Source organism: Anaerococcus rubeinfantis, assembly GCF_001487145.1.
Lineage (GTDB): Bacteria > Bacillota > Clostridia > Tissierellales > Peptoniphilaceae > Anaerococcus > Anaerococcus rubeinfantis.
This window is the reverse complement of the sequence record NZ_LN913016.1, coordinates 397,920-422,648: the sequence shown is the minus strand read 5'-3', so window position 1 is coordinate 422,648 and position 24,729 is coordinate 397,920. Positions and strand designations below refer to the sequence as shown.

The 24,729-nt window shown below is 29.1% G+C and carries 21 protein-coding genes and 2 pseudogenes; 2 read left to right on the top strand and 21 right to left on the bottom strand.

Annotated elements, in window-relative coordinates; all coding sequences use genetic code 11:
- Positions 1 to 6: 6 nt before the first annotated feature.
- From pheT to BN3265_RS02845, 7 genes and pseudogenes are all read right to left on the bottom strand, one after another.
- Positions 7 to 2,385: a phenylalanine--tRNA ligase subunit beta gene (gene pheT / locus BN3265_RS02875; protein WP_058990076.1), complete on the bottom strand. Its 2,379-nt coding sequence runs from the start codon at positions 2,383 to 2,385 to the stop codon at positions 7 to 9.
- 8 nt (positions 2,386 to 2,393) lie between these two features.
- A complete protein-coding gene (gene pheS / locus BN3265_RS02870; RefSeq protein ID WP_058990075.1) occupies positions 2,394 to 3,416 on the bottom strand; it encodes a phenylalanine--tRNA ligase subunit alpha in 1,023 nt (340 codons plus the stop codon).
- Between the two features lie 217 nt (positions 3,417 to 3,633).
- Complete coding sequence (locus BN3265_RS02865) at positions 3,634 to 4,359, bottom strand: TrmH family RNA methyltransferase (protein WP_058990074.1); 726 nt, start codon at positions 4,357 to 4,359, stop codon at positions 3,634 to 3,636.
- Positions 4,359 to 4,712, bottom strand: coding sequence for a 50S ribosomal protein L20 (gene rplT, locus BN3265_RS02860; RefSeq protein ID WP_004815624.1), 354 nt, complete (start codon positions 4,710 to 4,712; stop codon positions 4,359 to 4,361). Before rplT ends, BN3265_RS02865 begins: the two co-directional genes overlap by 1 nt.
- A 12-nt stretch (positions 4,713 to 4,724) precedes the next feature.
- Positions 4,725 to 4,925, bottom strand: coding sequence for a 50S ribosomal protein L35 (rpmI, locus tag BN3265_RS02855; RefSeq protein ID WP_004815623.1), 201 nt, complete (start codon positions 4,923 to 4,925; stop codon positions 4,725 to 4,727).
- A gap of 9 nt (positions 4,926 to 4,934) precedes the next feature.
- Positions 4,935 to 5,488 (bottom strand): annotated as a pseudogene (gene infC, locus BN3265_RS02850) (translation initiation factor IF-3).
- A gap of 163 nt (positions 5,489 to 5,651) precedes the next feature.
- The gene (locus BN3265_RS02845; RefSeq protein WP_058990072.1) at positions 5,652 to 7,028 is read right to left on the bottom strand and encodes an NAD(P)/FAD-dependent oxidoreductase; all 1,377 of its coding nucleotides are present in this window, start codon (positions 7,026 to 7,028) and stop codon (positions 5,652 to 5,654) included.
- A 136-nt stretch (positions 7,029 to 7,164) separates the two neighbouring features.
- On the opposite strand from BN3265_RS02845, the gene BN3265_RS02840 reads away from it, so the two are divergent.
- Positions 7,165 to 7,806: an SdpI family protein gene (locus tag BN3265_RS02840; RefSeq protein ID WP_058990071.1), complete on the top strand. Its 642-nt coding sequence runs from the start codon at positions 7,165 to 7,167 to the stop codon at positions 7,804 to 7,806.
- A gap of 358 nt (positions 7,807 to 8,164) precedes the next feature.
- Complete coding sequence (locus BN3265_RS02835) at positions 8,165 to 9,907, top strand: hypothetical protein (protein WP_058990070.1); 1,743 nt, start codon at positions 8,165 to 8,167, stop codon at positions 9,905 to 9,907.
- A gap of 1,010 nt (positions 9,908 to 10,917) precedes the next feature.
- Here BN3265_RS02835 and BN3265_RS02830 read toward each other — a convergent pair.
- The 14 genes and pseudogenes from BN3265_RS02830 to BN3265_RS02775 all read right to left on the bottom strand — a co-directional run bounded on the left by BN3265_RS02830 (position 10,918) and on the right by BN3265_RS02775 (position 24,666).
- Positions 10,918 to 11,463 carry a GNAT family N-acetyltransferase gene (locus BN3265_RS02830; protein ID WP_058990069.1) on the bottom strand — a complete coding sequence of 182 codons (546 nt, stop codon included), beginning with the start codon at positions 11,461 to 11,463 and terminating at the stop codon, positions 10,918 to 10,920.
- A gap of 297 nt (positions 11,464 to 11,760) precedes the next feature.
- A pseudogene (locus BN3265_RS09725) lies at positions 11,761 to 11,889 on the bottom strand (helix-turn-helix domain-containing protein); the annotation flags it as partial.
- A 315-nt stretch (positions 11,890 to 12,204) separates the two neighbouring features.
- Positions 12,205 to 12,489, bottom strand: a complete 285-nt coding sequence (locus BN3265_RS02825) for a hypothetical protein (RefSeq protein WP_245191086.1) — start codon at positions 12,487 to 12,489, stop codon at positions 12,205 to 12,207.
- A gap of 534 nt (positions 12,490 to 13,023) precedes the next feature.
- Positions 13,024 to 13,707, bottom strand: coding sequence for a Type 1 glutamine amidotransferase-like domain-containing protein (locus BN3265_RS02820; RefSeq protein ID WP_058990068.1), 684 nt, complete (start codon positions 13,705 to 13,707; stop codon positions 13,024 to 13,026).
- A 272-nt stretch (positions 13,708 to 13,979) separates the two neighbouring features.
- On the bottom strand, positions 13,980 to 14,831 hold the full coding sequence (locus tag BN3265_RS02815) for a MerR family transcriptional regulator (protein ID WP_058990067.1): 852 nt from the start codon (positions 14,829 to 14,831) through the stop codon (positions 13,980 to 13,982).
- 744 nt (positions 14,832 to 15,575) lie between these two features.
- Positions 15,576 to 16,052: an ATP-binding cassette domain-containing protein gene (locus tag BN3265_RS09645; protein ID WP_245191112.1), complete on the bottom strand. Its 477-nt coding sequence runs from the start codon at positions 16,050 to 16,052 to the stop codon at positions 15,576 to 15,578.
- Between the two features lie 191 nt (positions 16,053 to 16,243).
- Entirely contained in the window at positions 16,244 to 17,098 is an 855-nt protein-coding gene (locus BN3265_RS09640; RefSeq protein ID WP_245191085.1) for an ATP-binding cassette domain-containing protein, read from the bottom strand.
- 238 nt (positions 17,099 to 17,336) lie between these two features.
- On the bottom strand, positions 17,337 to 17,591 hold the full coding sequence (locus BN3265_RS02805; RefSeq protein WP_148363005.1) for a hypothetical protein: 255 nt from the start codon (positions 17,589 to 17,591) through the stop codon (positions 17,337 to 17,339).
- Between the two features lie 242 nt (positions 17,592 to 17,833).
- Positions 17,834 to 18,634, bottom strand: coding sequence for a class I SAM-dependent methyltransferase (locus BN3265_RS02800; RefSeq protein ID WP_058990065.1), 801 nt, complete (start codon positions 18,632 to 18,634; stop codon positions 17,834 to 17,836).
- Between the two features lie 62 nt (positions 18,635 to 18,696).
- The gene (locus tag BN3265_RS02795) at positions 18,697 to 20,634 is read right to left on the bottom strand and encodes a hypothetical protein (RefSeq protein ID WP_058990064.1); all 1,938 of its coding nucleotides are present in this window, start codon (positions 20,632 to 20,634) and stop codon (positions 18,697 to 18,699) included.
- Positions 20,635 to 21,194: 560 nt separating this feature from the next.
- The gene (locus BN3265_RS02785) at positions 21,195 to 22,034 is read right to left on the bottom strand and encodes a KilA-N domain-containing protein (protein ID WP_058990062.1); all 840 of its coding nucleotides are present in this window, start codon (positions 22,032 to 22,034) and stop codon (positions 21,195 to 21,197) included.
- Between the two features lie 255 nt (positions 22,035 to 22,289).
- On the bottom strand, positions 22,290 to 22,970 hold the full coding sequence (locus BN3265_RS02780; RefSeq protein WP_058990061.1) for a hypothetical protein: 681 nt from the start codon (positions 22,968 to 22,970) through the stop codon (positions 22,290 to 22,292).
- A 307-nt stretch (positions 22,971 to 23,277) separates the two neighbouring features.
- A complete protein-coding gene (locus BN3265_RS09285; protein WP_082664091.1) occupies positions 23,278 to 23,406 on the bottom strand; it encodes a winged helix-turn-helix transcriptional regulator in 129 nt (42 codons plus the stop codon).
- A 930-nt stretch (positions 23,407 to 24,336) separates the two neighbouring features.
- Positions 24,337 to 24,666, bottom strand: coding sequence for an N-6 DNA methylase (locus tag BN3265_RS02775; protein ID WP_209436021.1), 330 nt, complete (start codon positions 24,664 to 24,666; stop codon positions 24,337 to 24,339).
- Positions 24,667 to 24,729: the final 63 nt, after the last annotated feature.

The window sequence follows — 24,729 nt, the reverse complement described above, 5'->3', positions numbered from 1 at the left end:
TAACTCCTAACTACGCAAGTTTATATTTTCCTTACTTAAATCTTCTAAAAATTCTTTTTCAATTTTTTCTACTTCTTCATCTTTTAATGTTCCATCATTTTTACCGTAGGAAACTTTGTAAGAAATTGATTTTTGTCCCTCATCGATTTGACTTCCAGTATAAATATCAAAAATTTCAATATTTCTTACCAAACCATTAGCTCTTGAAATAATTATATCTTCAATCATTTGACTTTCTACATTCCTGTCACAAGTAAATGAATAATCACGAAGGATTGATGGGAATTTTGAAAGAGCCTTATATTTTACTTGGTCAATTTTTTTATCCTTTATCATAGAAAGGTCAATTTCAAGAGCCAAGGCAGGATTTTTGATTTTAAATTCTTCCATAACTTCATAGGAAATTTGTCCCATAATACCAATTTTTTCTCCATCAAGATAAATATTTGCACATCTTCCTGGGTGGAAAGTTTTGATATTTTCTTCAGTTTCAAATCTAAATCCATAAAAACCAGTTTTATTCATAGCCTTGATAAAGAAATCTTTCAAATCATAGAAAGAATAATCACCATAAAGACCCATGGTCAAATATTGTTTTTCTTCTGGAAGTTCTTTCCCATCTTTAATGAAGGAAGTTCCTATTTCATAAAATCTCAAGTCATTTTGTTTTTTGGAAATATTTTTATAAAAAGTATCAAGCATATTTGAAAGAAGAGTCGTTCTCATTACTGAGTAATCTTCTCCCAAAGGATTTATAATTTTTATATAATCCCTTAATTTTGAATTTTCATAAACCAACAATTTGTCATAATCTCTTGGAGAAATAAAAGAATAAGTTGTAATTTCTGAGAATTTTTGTCCAAATAAATTATTTTTCAATTCATCTTTTAAAAGTCTCATTGAAGTCTTCTCTCCTCTTTGTAAAGATGAATAAAGTGGTTTTGACTCAACTTTTCCCATTCCATAAAGTCTTGCAACTTCTTCGATTAAATCAGCCTCAATTGAAATATCCATTCTGAAATTTGGAATATTTGCTTCAATTGTGTCATCATCAATTTCTTTAACATCAAATTCTAAAGCTTTTAAATAAGAAATAGCCTCATCTTTTGAAAAATCTCTTCCAATTAAGGAATTTAATCTAGAAATTCTAAGTTTTACCTTGTTTTCTGGACTTTCTTTTATTCCTTCATCAAAATGATCTTCTAAAACTTCCCCAATTCCAAGATCTGTTATTAGTTTCATAACTCTTTTTGATGCAAATTCTGCATTTTCTACAGAAATTTCTTTTTCAAATCTTGAAGAAGCCTCACTCCTTAAATTTAAAAATTTAGAAGATTTTCTAATATTATTAGAATCAAAATTAGCAGCTTCTAGAAGAATGGTTTTTGTGTTTTCTGTAATTTCACTATCCATAGATCCCATAATTCCTGCAAGACCAATTGCCTCTTTTCCATCAGAAATTACCAAAACTTCTTCATTTAATTTTCTTTCTTCTCCATCAAGAGTTTTAATTATCTCTCCATCTTTTGCATCTCTTACAATAATTTTTCTATCATGTAAAGTTTCAAGATCATAAGCGTGAAGGGGTTGACCTGTTTCAAGCATTACAAAATTTGTAATATCTACAACATTATTTACAGGTCTCATTCCAGCAAGCATCAAACAATTTTTTAGCCATTGAGGAGATTCGCCAATTTTTACATTTTTAATAATTCTTCCTGTAAATCTTTTACAATTTTTAGATTTAATTTCAATTCCATTAAAATAATTTTCTTTTTCATCAGAAACTGTTGGATATTCTAATGATGGATAGGTGATTTTTTTATCAAAAGATGCAGCAGATTCTCTTGCCATTCCAATAATTGAAAGACAATCTGGTCTATTTGGAGTAATTTCATATTCAATTACTGGAGTATTTGAAAATAAAACTTCAACTGCTGGAGTTCCTGGTTTAAATTCACCAGATAAAACTATAACTCCATCCTTTGATCTTTTTTCAATAACAGAATCATCATAGCCAACTTCCTTGTATGATGTAAGCATGCCTTGGCTTACAATTCCAAAAAATTCATGGTCATCAATTTTTTGTCCGTTAATTTCTGTTCCTGATTTTATTACTATAAGGTAGTCACCTTCTTTAGTATTTTTTGCAGAAGTTACTATAGTAATCTCTTCTCCAACATCAATTGTAAGGACAAATAATTTGTCGGCATTTGGATGTTTTTCTTGTTTTAAAACTTTTCCTACAACAAGTCCATCAAGTTTATCAGAAATAAAATTTACACTTTCTACGTGTGAGCCTGTTTCTGATAATCTGTCTGTAATTGTTTTTAAATCTTCGTCTAATTTTATATAATCATTTTGCCAAATTAAAGGTACTAACATAATCCCTCCTAGAATTGCTCAATAAATCTTTTGTCATTATCAAATAGTAATCTAATATCATCTAGTCCGTACTTAACCATGGCAATTCTATCAACTCCAAGACCAAAGGCAAAACCAGTATATTTTTCACTATCTATTCCACAATTTTCAAGTACATTTGGATGAACCATTCCTCCACCCAAAAGTTCCATTGACCAACCAGTATTTGAACAAGCAGGACAGCCCTTGCCTCCACAAATTGGACAAGTTACGTCAACTTCAAGAGATGGTTCTGTAAATGGGAAATGGTGAGGACGATAACGCATTTTCATTTCATCACCAAACATTTCTTTTATAAAAGTTTCAAGAGTTGCTTTTAAATTTGCAAGTGATACATTTTCATCAACAACCAAACATTCCAATTGGTGAAACATTGGTGAGTGAGTTGCATCAACTTCATCATTTCTAAAAACTCTTCCAGCTGAAACCATTTTTATTGGAAGTTTTCCTTCATTCATCACACGAATTTGCATACTTGATGTGTGAGGACGAAGAAGAGTATTTTCATTTATATAAAAAGTATCAGAAAGAGATCTTGACGGGTGATTTTTTGGCGAATTTAAATCGTCAAAAACATTTTTCACTGTATCAATTTCTGGTCCTTCTACAACGTCAAAGCCCATATTTTGGAAAATTTCTTCAAGCTCTGCCATAGTTTGATTTATAACTGAAAAATGTCCGCTAGAATATAGGTCAAAATTTGCAGTTACATCAATTTTTTCTTCTTTTATTTTTTTATCTAGAAGAATTTTTTTAATTTCTTCTTTTCTCTCTTCAAGTTTATTCTCAACTTCTTTTGAAGTTTGGTTTATAAGTTTTCCTGCCATTGGCTTTTCTTCGTTTGGTAATTTTGAAATATTTTTCTTTAATGAAGTTATTTCACCTTTTTTACCAAGATATTTAACTCTTAAATCGTCAAGAGATTTTAAATCTTCACTTTTTTCTATGGCCAATGTGGCTTCTTTTACCAAGGCCTCTAATTTTTCTTTCATTTTTTCTCCTTTAATTTTTGGTACAAAAAAACTGCCCTATAAAAGGACAGACTTATCTGCGGTACCACCTAATTTGATTGTAATAATCCACTCGAAAATTATAACGCATTACCGTATCAACTACTTTATTCGTATCAAAGCTAGGCGGTGAATTACTATACCGTTACAAGATGGCCTCTCATCATCTACCACTTGCTTTACTTGAATAGCATAGCTTTTATCCGCTTTGGCTAAAATTATTCATCAATATTGATGCAGCTATAGCTGCATTTAATGATTCGATTTTTCCATCCATTTTTATGGATACAAAATCATTTGATAAATCTTTTAAAGATTTGCTGATTCCATTAGCCTCGTTTCCTATAGCTAATATTATTTTATCACAAGATTTATAATAATCTACCGATTTTCCATTCATGTCAGCCAAAATTAATTTGTAATCTTTAAAATTTTTCAAATCATCTATATTTAATTCTAAAAAATTTAACCTAAAAATAGATCCCATGCTGGCTCTTATAGTTTTTTCATTGTATAAATCTACACAATTGTTTACTAAAATTATATCCTTAAAGGAAAAAGCTTCAGCACTTCTTATAATTGTGCCAAGATTTCCCGGATCTTGCATATGATCTAAAAGTAAAATTTTATCAGAAGAAATTTCTTTTTCTTTTTTTATTTTGAGTAAGGCTGAAACGCCTTCAGGATTTTCAAGCAAAGATAGCTTATCAAATAATTTATTTGAAAAAACTATCTTTTTGAAATCAGTCTCATAATCTTTCATATCCTCATTTACAAAAACAAATTCACATTCAAAATCATCTGGGATTTGTTCTACTATTTTTATTGATTCAACTATGAAAGAATTAAACTTTTTCCTGTATTTCTTCTTTTTTAATTTATTTAAATACTTATATTTTTCGTTAGATTCTGATTTTATAATCATTAAGCTGCTTGGTTAGCAATCTCTACTAATTTTGTAAATTCTTCTGGATTTGATACAGCAATTTCTGCAAGCATTTTTCTGTTTATATCAATGTTTGCTTTTTTAAGATTGCCCATTAATTTTGAGTAGCTTGTTCCGTTTGCTCTTGCTGCTGCATTTATTCTTGCAATCCACAATTTTCTGAAATCTCTTTTTCTTCTCTTTCTTCCAATGTATGCATATTGTAAAGATTTCATTACTGCTTGGTTTGCAGTTTTGAAAAGTAATGATTTAGAACCGTAGTAACCTTTAGCTTGTTTAAGAACTTTTTTATGTCTTTTTTTTGCGTTTAACGCTCTTTTAACTCTTGCCATTATTTCCTCCTATTAGATATTTAATAATCTTTTGATGTTTTTAGCATCACCTTTTGCAGCTATTGTTGATTTTCTTAATCTTCTTTTTCTTGCTGGTGTTTTCTTAGCTGTAAGGTGTCCCTTGTAAGCCTTATGTCTTTTTATTTTTCCACTGCCTGTAACTTTAAATCTTTTTGCAGCTGCTCTTTTTGTTTTAATTTTGTTTTTAGCCATATTTTCCTCCTAATTTTCTTCTGTATTTGGTGAGATAAATAATACAAGTGATCTTCCTTCCATAGCTGGTTTTTTATCAACTTGTGCACAATCTCCAACAAATTCCATGAATTTATCTAATAAATCATAGCCTAAATTTTTATGACCCAATTCTCTACCTTTAAATCTTACAGAAACTTTAACTTTGTCGCCATTGTTTAAAAATTTCTTTGTTTGATTAGCCTTAGTTGATAAATCATGATCTTCGATATTTAAGCTAAATCTTGTTTCTTTTGTTTGAGTTGTTTTTTGTTTTTTCTTATTTTCTTTAGCTTTTTTCTCTTGGTCGTATTTGAACTTTCCATAATCCATAATTCTTGCAACTGGTGGCTTAGCATTTGGTGACATCAATACTAGATCCAAATGTTTATCGAAAGCTCTATCCAACGCTTCGTTTTTTGATACAACTCCAATTTGTGATCCGTCTTCGTCTATAAGTCTAAGCTTATTGTCTCTAATTTCGTCATTAATTTTTAACTCTTTTATAACTTACCTCCAAAATATTCGCATAAAAAAATGGGCACTTAAAGTACCCATTAAAATACAAAATATAATTAGAAAATTTTTCTAACAAGAGATTGTAACCTGAAAACTTCAGTCGGCAGGTGAGTATTGGGTACTTCTTAACTCTCTTTTGTTATGATACATGAATTTCTAATTCTTGTCAAATTTTTATTTTGATTTTTTCTAATTTCTTTCATTTAATATTCTTGCCATCTCTACACCAGATGCTGATGCTTGAGATAGGGAATGTGTTACACCTGATCCGTCCCCAAGAACAAATAAATTTTCCTTGCTTGTTTCGAATTTATCATTAACTTCTACAACTGAGTTGTAAAATTTAACTTCAATTCCATATAAAAGTGTATCGTCGTTTGCCATTCCTGGGGCAATTTTATCAAGAGCATAAATCATTTCGATTATATCGTCTAGTTGTCTTTTTGGCATTACTAATGATAAATCTCCAGCTGTAGCATTTAGGGTTGGTCTTAAGAAAGATTTTTTCATTCTTCTTTCTGATGATCTTCTTCCCTTTACAAGATCTCCAAATCTTTGCATCAAAACTCCGCCACCGAGCATATTTGAAACTCTTGCAATTGATTCACCGTATTCATTTGAATCTTTGAATGGTTCTGTAAATTTATTTGTAACTAAAAGTGCAAAGTTTGTATTTTCTGTCTGTAATTCTGGGTTTGCGTATGAATGTCCGTTTACTGTCATAATTCCATTTGTATTTTCTGTTACAACTTCTCCGTATGGATTCATACAAAATGTTCTTACAAGGTCATTGTATTGTTTTGTTTGATAAACAATTTTTGCCTCATAAACTTTATCAGTTATGTGTTTAAAAACTTCTGCTGGAACTTCTACACGAACTCCTATATCCACCCTATTTTTTTTCATTTCTACATCAAATTCTTGGCAAGTTTCTGAAATCCATTTAGAACCAGATCTTCCTGCAGCAAGAACAAGATATTTACATTTTATTGTCTCATTCTTGTCAGTTTTTACAAAATAATATCCGTCTTCAAAATCTACACTTATAACTTTTGTCATAAATTCAAAATCTATGGTATCTTTTACATAATCGTAGATTTTTTGTAAAATTTCTCTATTTCTTTCTGTACCAAAATGACGAACTTTTGCTGTTAATAAGTGAAGATCATTTCTTAGACATTCTCTTTTTAGGCCAGTATTTTCTGTAGAATAAAGTTTAGCATCTCCCTTATCAAAACTCATCAAAACAGAATCTACATATTCCATTAATTCCAAAGCCTTCTTTTCGCCAATATAATTATGTAAATCTCCACCAAAATTTGTTGTAATATTATATTTTCCATCAGATAAGGTTCCTGCTCCACCAAATCCATACATTATATTACAAGGTTTACATCCAATACAAGAATCAACTTTTCCTTCTGAAATAGGACATTTTCTAGCTTGAACTTTTCTTCCTTCATCTATTACACAAACTTTTTTATCTGAATTTAATTTAGTAAATTCGTAGGCCATAAAAGATCCACTAGCGCCACTGCCTACTACTACAACATCATATTCTCTCATAACATTCCTTTCTTTATTTCACATACATAATTATTATAGCATTTATAATAATAAAAATGAAATAAAACTTATTTTGATATACTTTTAGCCCAAAATTTAATATAATAAAGCTAGAAAAATTAAAAAGGAGGTCAAAATGAAAGAAAATAAAAAAAATCTTCTTATTTCTGGAATTATTTTTGCCTTGTCAATTATAATTGCCATAATTTTTTATGACAGATTGCCAGAAAGAATTCCAATTTCTTATGATTTAAATTCAAACGCTAATTTATATGCCAACAAAACCAAGGCACTTTTGTTTGTTATTATTTTTATGATTTTAATTTATATAGCACTTTTTTTAATAATTAGCCTTGATCCTAAATCTGACAAGCACGATCAATCTTACAAGCACATATTTTTATTATTTATTCCCGTTTTAAATTTTTTGATTGTAACTTTAACAGTTTGGAAAACTTTTAATGATGATATTGATGTAGGAAGAATTTTGTTGGTATTATTTTCAATTTTAGTTACTGTTAGTGGAATATTTATGCCAAAGATAAAAAGAAACTACACTATGGGTTTTAGAACTTCTTGGGCTATGGAAGATGATTTTGTTTGGAAAAAAACTCAAAAATTTGCAGGAATTTTGTTTTTTCTTAGTGGGATTTTATCATTAGTATTTTTAACAATTTCTCTAGATTTTGGTTTTTATTCTTTTATTGGATCCTTGGTAATCTCTTGCTTACTAACTTTTATTTATTCATATATTATTTACAGAAAAAATTCCAAATAAATTTAAGGTTCCTTGAAAGAAATTCTAGTTTAGAATGATAAAATTAATTTGATTTTAAAATATTATTTAATTTGATTTCAATATTTTATTTTTGTAGTCATGTTGCAAGCTATCTTTAACATAAAAAGTTAAAGATATTAGACTAGTAAAACCATATATAATCAATCTTGAAACTCTTTCTTCTATTAGTCTTTTTTAAAATTAAATATACATTTATATAGCTTTTCGAAAAAATTTTCACCCTCAATAAATTGTAAATTTTATTCGAAAAGTTTTTTTCTTGTTTTTTACTTTAATTTGATATATAATTAGTAAAATTATAAATAAAAATGGAAAAGAATAAAGAAAGTGAGAAAAAATGAGTAAAGAATTTTCAATAACTGGCAACAAGGCTATCCTTAATTTGTCAGAGCAATTTTTTAATGATGTAAATGAGCTTTTAAATAGTGAATCTTTTCTTGATTTGACAAAATCATTTATAAATTATCACAAGAAAGATTCAACAAGGGTTTATGCTTATATAGAACAATTTTTTATAAACTCTTCAGTGGACTCCCTTGCAAGAGAACTTGTAGATATTCTAAAACTTCTTACAGTTATGAATATTGATGAGATTTCTTCGAAAATTAATAAATATCACAATTTAAATAAGGAAAAAGATGGTGTATTAAAAATTGTTGAAGAATTTTATAATTATTGGAGAAATTTGGAAAGATATTCAATCATCGAACAAAAAGAAGATTCTAGAGGGGTTGGAGTTGTAAATTTTGTTGAAATAAATGAAAAATTAAAAAATATGATTCTTCAAGCCTATAGAAGAATCGAGATGAGCGTTTTGGGAGAATGGCCAAAAGTTTACAGACAAGTACCAGCCGCTGCCGATGCCTCAATTATGATTAGAAAATTTGACAAAAAATATCCAGAAATTTACCAAAGTTTAAATGATATACCTTTTATAACCCAAGTTATGATCGAAACCCCATACATAACCTACACAAAATCAAACAAAAGAGATGGAGTTTTTGAGGAAGTTTATGAAAATCCAATTTTAGATTCTAACATAAATTCCCCTCACTTTTTTTGCTATCCTGCAAAAGTTGGAGATAATTTAATTTATATTTATTTTCACAGAGATTTACTAACCCACGGTGTTTCTGCATCAAACCTTTTTGAGCTAGCAGATGTAAAAGAAATCGAAAATAAAAAACCAGACGCTATATATATTTACGGCCCAAAAGATAAGGGCGAAAGAAAAAATTCTTTTTATTATGATAAAGAAAATAAATTATATGTAGGATACGTTGCATATTCTGATGAAGTTGATTATTTTGGATATTTGAAGAAAATGGTTCTTACTTTAAATAATGTTATAAATATTAGAAAAGAATATTTACCTATCCACGGTGCTGGACTTTCTGTAGTTTTACAAAATAATAAAACAGTAAATATAGTAATTCTTGGTGACAGTGGAGCAGGAAAAAGTGAATCGATAGAAGCTTTCAGAACTCTTGCCAAAGATTATATAAAAGAAATGACCATAGTCTTTGACGATATGGGCTCATTTAGAATAAAAAACGGAAAAGTTTACGCTTACGGAACAGAAATTGGTGCTTTTGTAAGGCTTGATGACCTTGATGCAGGATACGCATTTAAACAAATTGACAGGTCAATTTTTATGAATCCAGATAAAATAAATTCAAGATTAATCATGCCAGTTGCAACTTTTGATGAAATAAATTTAGGATACCAAGTAGATTTTTTCCTATACGCTGATAATTATTCAGCAGTTCTTGATGGCTGTGATTCAATTGAAATTTTTGATACAAAAGAAGAAGCCCTAAGAATTTTTAAAAGAGGTGCAAGACTTGCCAAAGGAACAACAACAGAAACAGGCCTTGTACAAACATATTTCGCAAATCCATTTGGCCCAGTTCAAAAAAGAAAAGAATGCGACAAACTTTTGGATAAATATTTTGACAACTTATTTGAAAATAATATAAAAGTAGGAACAATAAAAACCCAATTAGGCCTAAGCCACATGGAATTCGAAGGCCCAAGATCCGCAGCCATCGAGCTTTTTGAATTAATTAAAAATATGTAAAAAAGGACCTATAATAAAATCAAGACTAGCAGCTCAACTGACAGTTTACAAAGTGCCTCTAAATCTCAAATAGGAACATTCATATTGGTGTTATCGAATATTCTATCACACGCACCCCAAATACTTAAACTGCTTTTTAATTTACTAACTAACCAGTAAACAGATAACAGCATTCCTTTACACTTATTGACTTATGAATTAATCTTATTTTAATTGATTTAGCATACATTGCTTGTCTTCTATATTTGGGTGCAAACTTCACATGATATTTGCATTTTCACCTATTATACTATAGACTATTCTTATCCAATTTAACCTCCTTGTTTTAATTGTGCATGTGATTAACACAATTATATAACAAGGGGTTTTTTGGTGCTTGTAGCTAAAGCTTTTCATCCATCTGCATAGCAGGTGTTTTTTTGTTTTTCTCTCTTACGTTCGCTCAACTTCCTAAAGTGAAAACAAAAAAATGCAAGATGAATTATCAATCTTGCATTTAATATCCAAAATCCTGGAAGGGTTTTGGAAGGGAACTGGGTTAATTTCAATGATTTTTAATCATTTCACACCACGATAAATGTGTATTTTTAGGCATCTCCCTTTCAAGTAATCTTGTATCTTTATTCCCATTAGTAATAAAAAAATCAAAATGCTCCTTTTCGTCGCATTTTACTTTTTTAATTACAGAAGGGCCAGACCTAAAATTTTTGAAATTTCATTTCAAAAATTTGGTCATGACATAAAAATAGCTCTTCTATCTATTTTTATTCCCATTCTTCTTTTCCAAACGTCCGATATATCCCAACTATTCAAAATAAAAGATTCTATTTTTTCTAATACCACTAAATCCACCTAATTATAGGACGTTTTCAAGTTTTAAGTACAGTCCCAGCACAAGCACCACAATATAAATCCTATAGTATTATTAATGCTTTCAAACACTATTTTTTCTATCTATTGATCGTATTATTAATCGCTTTAACAGAAAAATTTATACTTTGGAAATTTATTTAGATACTTTTTACCATCGTTATATTATTGTAACGTGTTCCATCCCTCAAAATAAATGCTCCTGGAATTTCCCCCACTTTGACGAATCCTAGTTTCTCATAAAGAATCTGACCTCTTTTATTACCTGAGAAATAGTCCAGTTCAATTTGGGTAAGGCCCCATTCCTTAGCATAGTCTTCAAGACAAAGGAGCATCTTCTTTCCTATTCCTAAGTTCCAAAATTCTTTCAGCACTGTAACAGCGACATAACCTCGATGACGCATTTTTATTTTTTTTGATCTTGAAATCTGAGCACTTGCAATCAATCTTCCATCAAACTCTGCTATAATCATAAGAATGTCCTCAGATTCATTAAAACCTTTTATCATCTTCTCTTCCTGTTCAACAGTCAGAGCTATTTCTTCTGGATAAGAGGTTAAAAAGTTAGATTCTCCCATAACAGTCTTCAAATATTCAATAGTTTCTGCAGCATCTTTTACTTGAATTTCTCTAATTTGGCAAATCCTACCATCTTTCATTTCAAAACTTACTGGTATGTATTTCATATTTATCCCTCCCTTGTTTTTTATTGTAATATTTTTTCTAAATCATTTTATAAATTTACTGTAAAAATCATTCCATCCTTATTTTTATTTTTTATTTCTACTAATATAACTAATCTATCATTTTCAAATCTTATGTCTAAGTATTGATGGTTTGTAACTGTGTCTCCTTTTTGGTAATCTTTTATATTTTTTCAAACTGTTTTAAGTTCTTGAACATAACTAAATTCTCATGATTCAGTATTACCAATCTGATACATCTCACCTATTTTTTGAATAATTTCGTATCTATTCATTTTATTACCTAACATAAGCAATAATTTCTTCAACCTTACACTCAAGAACACAACAAATCTTTGCTATAGTTTTCAAATCAATTCTTTTAACTTTTTTATTGCAATAAGAATTAAGTTGCGTCCTTTGAAGATTTGCTTCTTTCGACTATCAACTATCAACCTTACTAATTAAAACATTTATTTATTTTCATTATAGCATAAGGAAGTTTTTTAAATCTCATAAGTTGCAAAAAAAAAAGGATAAGCTCATGCCTATCCTTTAGTAGAAATTTTATTAAACTTATTAAGTTTATATCTCCCATTCATTCTTTTAAAAATATTTTACAAAGAACAATATTATTGAGATTACAATTAGTATCTTTCCGATTATTCTTAATGACTCATATTATTTTAAAAAATTAAAATTCAAAAACATTAGCCTAAAGTAATAGAGTTTTAATAATTTTTGCTAATACCAAGCAACTATACATTCATCTCTGAAATCATTAGTTCCAAGAAATTCTTCAAGTTTAGATAAAGCTTTTTCTGCATATACATAACCACCATAATCTTTATCAGGATTACAAATGGGTAGTTCTTCCTCAGTATATGGCTCTTCGCCATTTTCAACTCGCATCTTATTAATACTATCCCTCATATCATTAAGCTCTGCTCCAAAGATTTCTCTATAGAAATCATTTTGTGAGCTTTGTTTAAGAAAAACTTTTCTTTCTTTCAAATCTGCGACAATCATACCTGGAAATTCAGTTTCCCCTTCCGGATAATATTCATAAATAACTTCCTCAAGTTAAAATGAAATCTTCTCTAAAATAACCATTGTACACCCATTTTTACATTATAAATAAAAGCTCTAGTCCCTAAGATTAGAGCTTTTATTTTTTTAACAGCTTGGAACTATTATTCAATTTATTCTTTTTTACTTCCAGTACCATTTTAGTACCAGTAGCCATTTTGTACTATCTACATAACTTGTAATTAAGGAATTTTAGAAATTTTTAACGCTGTCCTCTCGAAAACTCTTGTGAGTTTTCTCACTTAGTTTTTCGGACTCACTTCGTTCGCCTCGAAAATGACCGATGCTTTGGCATCGGTCACCCATAGATAGTGGGACTATTCCCATTCTTCTTTTCCAAACGTCCGATATATCCCAAACCATTCAAAATACTAGATTCTATTTTTTCTAATACAACTACATCCACCTAATTAAAGGACGTTTTCAAATTTTGAGTCCCGTCCCAGTTCCAGTCCCAGTACTGGAGAAAAAGTATTATAATAATACTTCTTTATTCAAACATGTATCACTCCAAGAAAGTTTATATGCGTTTTTATTATGGTTAGATTTAATAACGTTAATCTCATAATTCTCCCAAACAATTGCTACCTGATTTTCTATTGCTATAGCAGACGTTATCTGTCCAGAATAGAATTCATCAAAACCTACTCTTTCTGGCTCATCATAATGAGGACAATGTAAATAAGGAATAATGCCTAGACCTTTAACCCATTTATGTTTTGGGTTTTCAATATCTTCTATAAACTCACTATCACTATGACCTGCAATAAACCAACATATAGAACCAGCACTTAAACCAGAGAGTACCTTTCCGCTTTTATAAGCTCTAATTAGTGCCTTATCTACAGAATATCGTCTCCAAACTTGCATCATATAAGCAGTATTTCCACCACCAACATAGATGATGTCCGCATTTTCTATCTTTTGATTCATCTCTTCCTTGTTTACTTTTGCGTTAGATAAATACAAGGTATCAGTTTTACATCCTAAGCTCTCGTATAAATTATTGATGGTATCTACATAAGTCTCAGCATCTTTACTTGCTGTCGGAATGAATAGAAAATTTGGATTTTCTTTTTTTGATGACTGGACAATAAATTTATCTATCTCGTATGTTTCATTTTGGGATATTTCTCCGCCACCAATAGCTATTATCATAATTTATCTCCTCTTTGTAAAATTATTTCATTGATAGAAACACATTACTCTTCACGTTCTCTTAACTTTTTATCTCTGGCACTATTATATAACAAAATCCTAAAATGGTAGTTTCTATATACCCTCTCTTTACTAGTATAATTATAACAAAAAAGCCTATTTTGGGACAAAGATATAATAAAATAACATTGTGATATATTAAACTTTTAAAAATTCTTGCCTGTATTATGTTTGCTAGCTTTTGATTTTACCAAGTGAGTGCTTACCTATGATTATTGATTTTTATTATTTAGATACTCTTCATTTGCCTTTAGCAACTTCTTATAGTAATTGTCATAAGTCTTGCTAAATTTTCTAATAAGTGGAATTGCTATTTCATAATACTGATTTTCCTTCATAAAGTTTTGTAACTTATCCTGGATCTGTTTAATCATGCTATTTTGATACTCTTCACTATTTTTATAACTTTCATATTGAGAAATTACACCCTCATTATCTTTCATCCACTTTTCTGGATTCTCAATAGCATCGAGTTTAGCCTGGTTTATATCCTTTAAAGTTTTCATATCAAAGGGTGAGCTAATCTTCTCAATATATTTTTTCTCTTCTTCAGTTAATTCAAAGGCAGGAAGTCTATCAAGATAATCTATATATTTGTAAAACGAATCCTTACCGTCATTTTCTAATGGCTCATTCAAAAATGGTTGATAGGTAGCAAATAACATTTGTCCAAAATACCCTGGAAAAGCAATTTCTAGTTTTTCATAGATAGTTTCTTTCATCTCAAGTAGTGAAACTTTCTCATTGATTAGTTTATTGCTTTCACCCCTAACAATCATTTCTAGTATTACTTTTCTTTTTTCATCAAGGTCCAATTGATGCTGCTTTTTTCTTAAAACAGATGACAGAGTATCTCCACCTGATGATATACACTGATCAATATCTGAGACACTCATTCCCAATTTTCTAAATATAGATACCGTTTTCAGAATTTCTAAATCCTTTATACTATAGTCTCTATAACCATTCTCAGATTTCTGAGGATGGATCAATCCTTTTTCCTCATAATACTCTATTGCCTTCCTAGTTAGTCCCGTTTCTTTTTGAATTTCACTTCTTAACATGGTTTCTACCTCCTTTAGTTAAAAGATAACACGGTCCCCAGAGGTCAAGTCAAGCCCTATACATTATATAAAATCCCCACTTATATAAAACAAAACAGAGCCTCAACATTTTGCGAAGCGCTTATTTTCTTTTCTCTTAAGACTTATTAAACTGACGCTCAAACCGACATTTTATTGTCGCATTATTTATTTGTTTGCTAAGTTATATAAAATATATACACGCAAAAGACCGCAGCTTGAAGCTACAGTCTATTTTTTTCCCAAATGTAAAATGATTGGAACTATAATTAAGTTTATTCTTTTTTACAAATGTTCCCATTTTAATCCAAGTTACAGTTTTTTATCTTCTGTAACTATTGAATTTTGATGTAGTACTTTTGTATAGGTCTTTGACTATTCTGTTCTCTTAGAAGATTTTCAAGTTTCTTCCCTTAGTTTAATTTACTCATTGGATTCGTTCTAGTTGGACTTTAGGACTATTAAAAATCTCTTCGTGATTTCCAATCCCATTAAAGATATTTTCAGGACACTTGGTCCTTGATTTTATTTCTCAAAGAATACCTATAGTGGATTCTAAGTATTTCGAGAATCTGATTACCATCCTCCTTCATCTATATATTTAGGTATCTAGAAACATAGTTTGCTTGACGATTCTCTATTTTTCTAATATTATTCTACTTGCTATATTTGTTAGAGGTAGATTTGCTTAATCCTATTGTTGCTAAATGCAAATAATCAAAATGATTACTTGACTCTTTTTATCCCATAAGGACCTAGTTCATAGACCTTATCAAAAACTTCATCTATAAAATCCCTATCATGAGAAACGGCAATTATCGCTCCCTTATAATTTCTTAGAGCTTTGTTTATCTCAGGTTTAGAGAGCGGTGATAGGTTTCTAGTTGGTTCGTCTAGGACTAGAACTTCTGCCTTATCTAAATTCATTTTAGAGAAAAATAGTTTTGCTTTTTGCCCTCCAGATAGGTCTGATATATTTCTATACATTTCTTCTCTTTTAAAGTTTAGGCTAGCTAGAAGATTTGAGGCTTTGGTATGATTATCTTTTATAAATGAGTCAGATATATATTCTATAGCATTTATATCTTTTTTCTCATATTCAAAGTAAGATTGCGGCATATATCCTACTTTAAGATTTAAACTTTGGCATTGATCTTTTAATTTTTTCAAAAGTGTAGTCTTGCCAACTCCATTTTTTCCAATGATACATATCTTTTCAGGACCTTTTATTTTTAAATTTATATCCTTAGCTAAGACCTTATCCCCTGCCCTTAGACTATCTAATTTGTATTCTAGGATTTGCTTGCTATTAGCTATTTTTATACTATTATCAAAGAAAATATCTATAGGAGCTTCATAATCAGGTTTTTTTGTAAGCTTTGCTTCCTCTTTTTCTAGTCTTCTTCCAATAGATTTACAGTATGCATTTTCTCCTTTAGCAACCTACCTTCCACATCATTTTTTGTAGCTCTAATGTCATGCTGGACTGCATCGTGGACTCTCTTATATCTGTATATTTTTTTATCAAATTCTTCTCTTTCCTTGCAGGCTCTATTTGTTTCCGAATCTATAAAGTTTTGTCTTTTTCTTATATATTCATCGTAAGTATTATTAGATACTGTATGTTTGGCCTCACTCCTTCTTCTAACTTGTTCTAGGTGTATTATCCTATTTGATATATTTGAAAGTAAATTTGTATCATGTGATACAAAGATATAGGGAATTTCTAAATATTTCATAAAACTTTCAAGCCAAGATAACGATTCATAATCAAGGTCATTGCTAGGCTCATCAAATAGGAAAATAGTTGGATTTTTTAATAGTTCAACTACTAAAATAAACTTTATTTTCTCACCACCAGAAAGCTCTCTCATTTTTATATCATTTGATAAAATATCAGATGATAAATTAAAGTCTGCTAGGTATTTATAAAGTTTGTTATAGTCTATAAGCTCTACATCTACTTTACTAAAGAGATATTCATTAGCTGTCAAATCAAAATATTCTTCTTCCAAACTTTGCGGTAAATACCCCACTATTTCATTTCCCAGATATATTGTTCCACTAACATCACAGTAATTTTTTACATCATCTATATTAACAATTGATTTTAAGAGTATAGACTTCCCATTACCTTCTTCACCTATAAGACCTACCCTATCACCATCATTTAAGGTAAAATCAAAGTTCTTTAGAATCATCCTATCATCTTCTATTAATTTTATAGTTAAATCTCTTATCTCTAACATAAATCCTCCTTAAGGATGTATGCCATATCAAAAATAAAATACAAAAAAGGCCTACTCACATAAGTGAATAGACCTTCTCTTCGCGTAAACAAAGCAATCTTATTCACAACATGGCACACTAAAACTAGCCTAAATAGGCTAAAAATAGTATCAAAATTTCCATATTGCTTATAAAATCACTATAAATTTACCTCCGTATGTATTTGTTGATGATAATATACTGCTCTTATTTTATTGGTCAAATATTTGTTTTTAGCTTAGTTTTTCTTTCAATATTTTTTATAACAAAGTCTTTATCTTGTAAGTCACATATTTGACTATAAGTATTGCCATACGCCCTTATTGTCAATTCTAGGTCATTATTTTTACCTGACTTAATGTCAACACCCTTTACCTTATCAAAACTAACAAATTTTAAAATTGGACTTGATCCTAAGAAAATATTGAAGCCATCTTTTCTGATACCCGGAAAGAACATTACGGTATATATCAATAATACTGCTGTGATAGCAATTGCATATCATAAGACCGTATTATCAAGCCTATAGCACAAACCACTAGCAAGTAAAGCAAATATAGCTAATATAAATCCAAATATCGGCTTCTTTTTTGTATTTATTATATTATTTCTATGTATTATGAAATTATAGATTGTTGGGACTATAAACATTAGTAATACAATACTTTTTAACAATTTTATATCTCCTTTTTACAAAAAATTAAGCTATAAAACATTTATTTCCTGCATACAAATAAATAATGATTGCTAGCCCCTAGTAATTCTTCCTTGTCACAATGATTTAAGTGCCAATCTATGTATCTTTGATAAGATAAATCACTCATTTCATTGATTTGATCGCTTAAGATTTCAGAAAAACCACTTGATCCAATTTTCTTTATTATATTAAGATTTTCTTTCTCTATCATTTCAATACATTCTGATAGGGTAAAGAATACAAATGGCCTATTAATAAGCCTTTGTTTATCATTTATATATGTGTTACTTTCAAAAAAATTGCAATCAAACTTTGTTTCGGTCATAGGGATCATATCATGGTTAATAAAAGAGATTAGAATGTGACCATCATCTTTTAAAACTCGCATGGCTTGTTTTAAAGTTTCTACCCTATCTTTTTCATCTGACAAATAATACATAGGTCCAAAAAGCAATACTACATCAAAATATTTATAATTTAAATCATTCATCTCAAGCGAGCTTTTATTCTCAACAATAATATTTTTTAAATTCTTATCTTTAACTTTTGCAGCAATCTGCTTGTAATTATTGCTTGCAGGCTCAAAAGCAACTACTTCAGCAACTTCATCTGCCAATGGCACGCTATAAACACCTGTTCCAGCACCAATATCTAATATTTTTGACTCCTTATTTATTAATTTTGAGACTTCACGTAAGGTGGTAATCTTCTCAACCTGACCAGCTTTACTTTGTAGCCTTTTTTCTTCATCAAAAATATTATATAATTCTTCATTTCTTTTTAGATCATCATCTATTTCTAAAATTTTTTTAATATCCATAATTGAAATCTATCCCTGCTATTCTATTGAAATATTATTATATATTAAGACTAAGTATTCTTTTATTCTTCAGATTTGTTCCAAGTATCATTATTTCTACAAAATTCTTCATTTATTTTAATTATTATAAGTGCATAAATTTTTAAAAGTTTAAAATAATCAATTTCATTTTCTTTTTCATTTTCAGCGTAATAACTACCATGCAAATATTTATTTCTTAAAGATAATCCATTATCAAATGATCTATCATTTAATATATAATTAAGATAATCTACCTCACTCTTAGAGAAAAGTGTACCTTCAATATTTATTTTTTTATCTTCCATAATTTTTTTTAAAAACTTATTATTTTTGTAATAAGTTAAACAAATAACGTCGTTATAGTAATAATAATTTAATAAATTAAAAGCATTATTGTTAAATCTTAATATTCTATCTTCTAATATTATTATTTCTTCTTCGATTAGTAATTTTATATAGCCTTTTTGGTAGTTAGCGAAATCATCAATAGTAAAGCTTCCTAAATTTATTAGTTCTGCAAAACTATTATAATCTAACTTGATATCTTTATTATACGCAAGTGGAGATTGATTAGAAAATAGCAAATGTATAATAAATTTTAATTCACTATCCTTGATATATGCATACTTTTTATTATTAAAACTAGGAATATTCTCAAGTAGAGGTGTATTTCTTGTTATTCTTACTAAATCAGGATTTAGTTCTCCTTCATTTACAAAAATAGTGAATTGTTTCAAAATAGAATCGAGTTGCTCGCAAATTGTTTTTATTTTCTCAATATAACTTGATTTTTCAGTTGGTATATTTAGCTTAAATCCGGTAGCATTAAATTCTTCATTCAAGTAGTTTTCGAAGAACCATTTAAATACATCCTCCAATGAAACATTTAGATTTTTTAATTCATTGTAATATGCCATAATCTCTAAATCAGATTTACTTTCTTTAAACTCAAAATATAAACCTTTTTTATAATATCGCTCACCCTTAATAATTGAAAGATTTTCAAGAGGACTTATTTCATAATCTTTCGAAGGAAAACTAGATATAAAACAAGAATCTGTAAATTCAAATAGAAAAATAAAATTATTTAATATTGTAGGATAGTCTAAATTTTCTGTTATCCATTTTCGATCATAAATTAATTTAGGCTCAAAAGTATTACTGGTATCAATTAACATATAATCATCTATATCTGCAAATCCAACTGTAGCTCCAATTTTAATTCCAGATTTATTACTAATATGTATCGAAACTAGTTCCTCATACTTATTTTTTGCTTCTAACCTAATTTTGTCCGTTACTATTGAATTATCCCCAGATCTAGCACGGTATATTAAATCCAAGTAATTAGGATTGGCTTCTCTTGAATTAACATAATCTCTTATGATATTCCTTTCTTCACTTATTGATAACGAGACAGGCAGATATATTTTTATATAGCTAGAAGGTTTTGACTTTAAATGATAGGATATTAATAATTCAGCGCTTCCCTCATAACTTAAAATATAATCTTTTATTTTATCATCAAATTTTTTAACAATATTTTTATGTCTTAATATATATTCTAAGTTAACGCGCTTATTTCTCAAAAATTCTGCAAAACTATAACTATTAAATTTTTCATAAATTTTGAACTTGGATATTATTTCCCATAAATTATCTAAATATAAATAACTAATGTCATCATAAAAATTTGATATATCATCTAATTCAATATTGTTAAAATACTTCGCTACTACACGCATTATTCCATTTGATTTTATTTTTATATTATTATAATACTCATCAGACCAACTAGTTAATCTAACATCTGATTTAATCAATAAATGAACATTGTATAGCTCAAGTATATAGTTTATATTATTATCTGTTTTGTAAAAATCTATTGACTGTATAATTTCTTCAGATTTTTCTAAATTCCAACCCAAACTTAAATCATTGTCACTGTAATATTTTACACCAACGTATTCTGATCCCAATTATATCTCCTGCTATAAGTTTTATTTATATAAAAAATTTAGTGTTAATATTAAAATAATAGAGACTGAATATATATTAGTCCTCCCGAAAATCCCTTTAGGATTTTCTCGCTCAGTTCTCTGGATTCACTTGAAGCTTCGTCCTATTTTCGGGTAAAACTCCCCATCGGGAAGTTTTACTCCCATTCTCGACTCGAAATCGTTGATGCTCCTATTCGTCACATCAGCGATTTCTCGCCTAAGAAGGGCAGATCTTCCATTCTTGAAACTAAAGATTCAATAATGGGGTCCTGACATAAAATAGCTTTTCTTACCTGCAGAAGGGTTTTCGTCATTTCTACTGCGCGACTTTGTCGCTTGAGAAATGATGAAAAACGTAAAAACATCGCTTGCGATGTTTTTACTCCCATTCTTCTTTTCCAAATGTCCGATATATCCCAAACTGTTCAAAATACTAGATTATATTTTTTAGAGTATCACCAAATCCACCTAATTATAGGACATTTTCAGATTTTTAGTCCCGTCCCAGTCCCAGTACCAGAGAAAAATCTATAATAATTTTACTTAGAAAGTTTTTTAATATCTAATTGGTTTAATTTCTCTAAAGATATAAGTTGGGTCTTTGCAAGATTTCTAAGTTCAATCATTCTTTCTTTTTGCTCCATCCCTTTTTCTATTAATATTGCATTATAGGATTCCATATTAGCAAGTACTAATAGTTCATTAAGACTTGCATAATCTCTCATGTTTCCTTTTAAGTCAGGATTTTCTTCACGCCACTGTTTTGCTCTTTTATTAAAGAGTGCCACATTAAGCATATCTGCTTCACTTGCATATTTAAATGATAACTGCTCATCTGTAAGGTCTTTTAATAAATACTCTTTAATGGCATCTGTATGAATCTTATAATTGATTTTAGATATTTCTCTATGTAGATTCCAAGATAATGATAATTTTGAATTTTCATCTTCTTTAAGTCTTTGATAATCTTTAATTATATAGAGTTCAAATTCTGCAGATATCCATGAAGCAAATTTAAAAGCTATATCTTTATGAGCATATGTGCCACCATATCTACCTAACTTTACGAATAAACCAACTGCATTCGTGGTTTTCTGCCATTTTTGAGGTGATAAAGTAAAAGCGTTACTACCAGCCTCTTTTAAATACCCCTCGAATTCGAGGGGGTTAAAATCTGGATTATTTAACTGCTCCCAAATACCAAGATATTCTATTGTATTATAGTTTCGCATCCAATTTGAAACAACTACATTGGGTTCTTCCTTGTTTTTATATTTTGCTATATCAGTAAGACTTATATAGTCATTTTTAAAATCTTCTGTATATACTTCAATATCAAAGCCTTTAGCAGAAATTTTTTCTTTTTTAATTTTTGACAATACACTCCCTCCTTCTCCTAGCTTAATCTTTATTACTTGTATTATAACATAAAAAATGGACAGAGCACCGTATGAGTCCTGGCTTAATATCAATATATTTTTAGTATAGTAACGGAGACTAAATATAGAACTAGTTTCACATTATATTTGTTTCTTAAAATAATCTTTGAACTATGAAACTACTCCTATAAAGTATTAAATTTATCATTTTTTTCATTAAAAGGTAGTAGTAATTCGCCATTAATAAAAAATTATTCATTCTGATAATTCTAATGAATAATCAGACGTTTTGCAGATACCTTCATATCCTATGATCAAATTCCAATTATACTTAGAATTAGAATCATCTTGTTGGATATAAAAAGTAAATGTTACTAAACACGAAAAATTTAAAACCTCATTTGACCAATACATTTTTTTAGATAAACTATACATACTTTGTTTTCCTAGTTTTAACTCAGGAGTATCATAATCTGCTTTGTGTAATGGAATGATATAATTAAGTTTTCCTCTTTTATGAGGTCCTATATCTAAGCCATCACCTTCCAACTTTCCATCAAATTTTTCGAATGTTACAGAATTAGCGTATTTATCAGATGTGTTTTCTATTTCAAAATTACAATCAGCAGTTCCAACTGATAAAGCTTCTTTCATATCTTTACAAGCATCTCCATCGTTATTAAAATCGATACTAATAAGTTTTATTTTAAAACTTGACATTTTGTCTTTTATTGATAATTCTAATTCTTTTTTTGCTGTTTCCAAAGCTTCTTTGGCAATTTGATTGGAACGCTCTGCCTTGTCATTTGCCTCATCCGAAATACTATTAGCTTCCGACGCCTTATAGATTGAGATTATGGATAATAACAAAGCTATTATACCTACTAAAATACCTATCCAATCAGGATTTAAAATTTTATCAATTGTTATAGTCATACTTAATTCTCCATAAATTAAAATTTATATTTATTATACCTAATATTAGCAAATATTATAACACGCCTAAAATATCTAATATTTTACTTAACTAACTATTTTTTTCTCTATATCTTAATTATACCCAATAACAAGGGGTGTAAATTCCATATAAATCAGTTTCTATTGATTTGATACTAATACAATAATTTATTAAGTAAAAATACATAGAGTTGAATTATAATGCTTTAAATTAAAATTAACATTTTTATCCAACTACAATCCAATTTTCATCACGCTTTGATCCAATTCTTTCTACCATTTTCTTTTATTTTAAAGATTTAAATGCCCTTTCGATTGTCCTATTTGTTACACCAATTTTTTCTGAAAGTTCAATTGATGTTAAACTTGGATTTTCTATCAAAAATTCAGTCACTTTCTTCTCCGTCTTATTCAAATCGACATTTTATTGTCGCATAATTAATTTATTTGCTAAGTTACATAAAATATATACACGCAAAAAGACCGCAGTTTGAAGCTACGGTATAATTTTTTTGTCCAAATGTAACATAATTGGACCTATTATTTAGTTTATTCTTTTTTACAAATGTTCCCATTTTAATCCCAGTTACAGTTTTTAATCTTCTGTAACCATTGATTTTTGACGTCGTAATTTTATAGAAGTCATTAACTATAATATCCTCTCGAGGCCTTTGGCCTCTCGCTTAGTTTTTCGGACTCAGCTTTGCTTCGTCTCGAAAATGACCGATACTTTGGCATCGGTCACCCATAGATAGTGGGACTATTCCCATTAGCGAATCAGAAAAGCCAACGCTCCTATTCGTCGCGTCGGCTTTTCTTCCCTGCAGAAGGGTTTCCATCCATTTATACTGCGGTGCTTCGCACCTTGATAAATGGTGGAAAACGTAAAAACATCGCTTGCGATGTTTTTACTCCCATTCTTCTTTTCCAAACGTCCGATTTATCCCAAACCATTCAAAATACTAGATTCTATTTTTTAGAGTACCACTAAATCCACCTAATTATAGGATGTTTTCAAATTTTTAGTCCCGTCCCAGTCCCAGTACCGGGGAAAATTTGCATCCTTTTAATGCTTATTTGATTTTAAAATTCTAATTATAATTATCTAAGTAATTTATAATAGTATTCTAAAATTTTATATTGCTCTTTTATTTCTACAATTTGCATATTTTTTTTTATGTGATCAAAATCTAAGTTTCCTGAATCATCAATTGGTAACAGTATTTTTTGTCGTTTTATCCTTGATGAATTAAATTTATATCCATATGCATATTTTTCTTTTTGTTGAAGTATCGTTTGTTTTATCTGTCATTGTAGATTAAGGAACAATAACTGCCGCTCTACCTCATTCAACAAGAGAATCTAATAAATGCTCTGTAAAAGATATTTCGTAGAGATTTTGATTATCTTTAGAACCTTGAGAATATGGAGTATTCATCACCCTTACAGTGCAATCTTTTAGTTGAAGTTTGGCGGGATTTTGTTTTAAAAAATCTTCATTTTCTAGATTACTATTGCCGTCACCCCTTAATATCATATTTGTCGTTGCTATTGTAAACATATATGATTGCAGCTCAATTCCCATGAATTGATGCTCTCTAATTTGACTTTTTGTAAAATAATCATCCGTTTTTTGTAGCATATTGTGCATATCTGCTATTAAAAAACCTGCCATTCCACAAGAAAAAATATTAAGCTAATATCAAAATTAATATCGCCAATAATAACCTCATTTTAG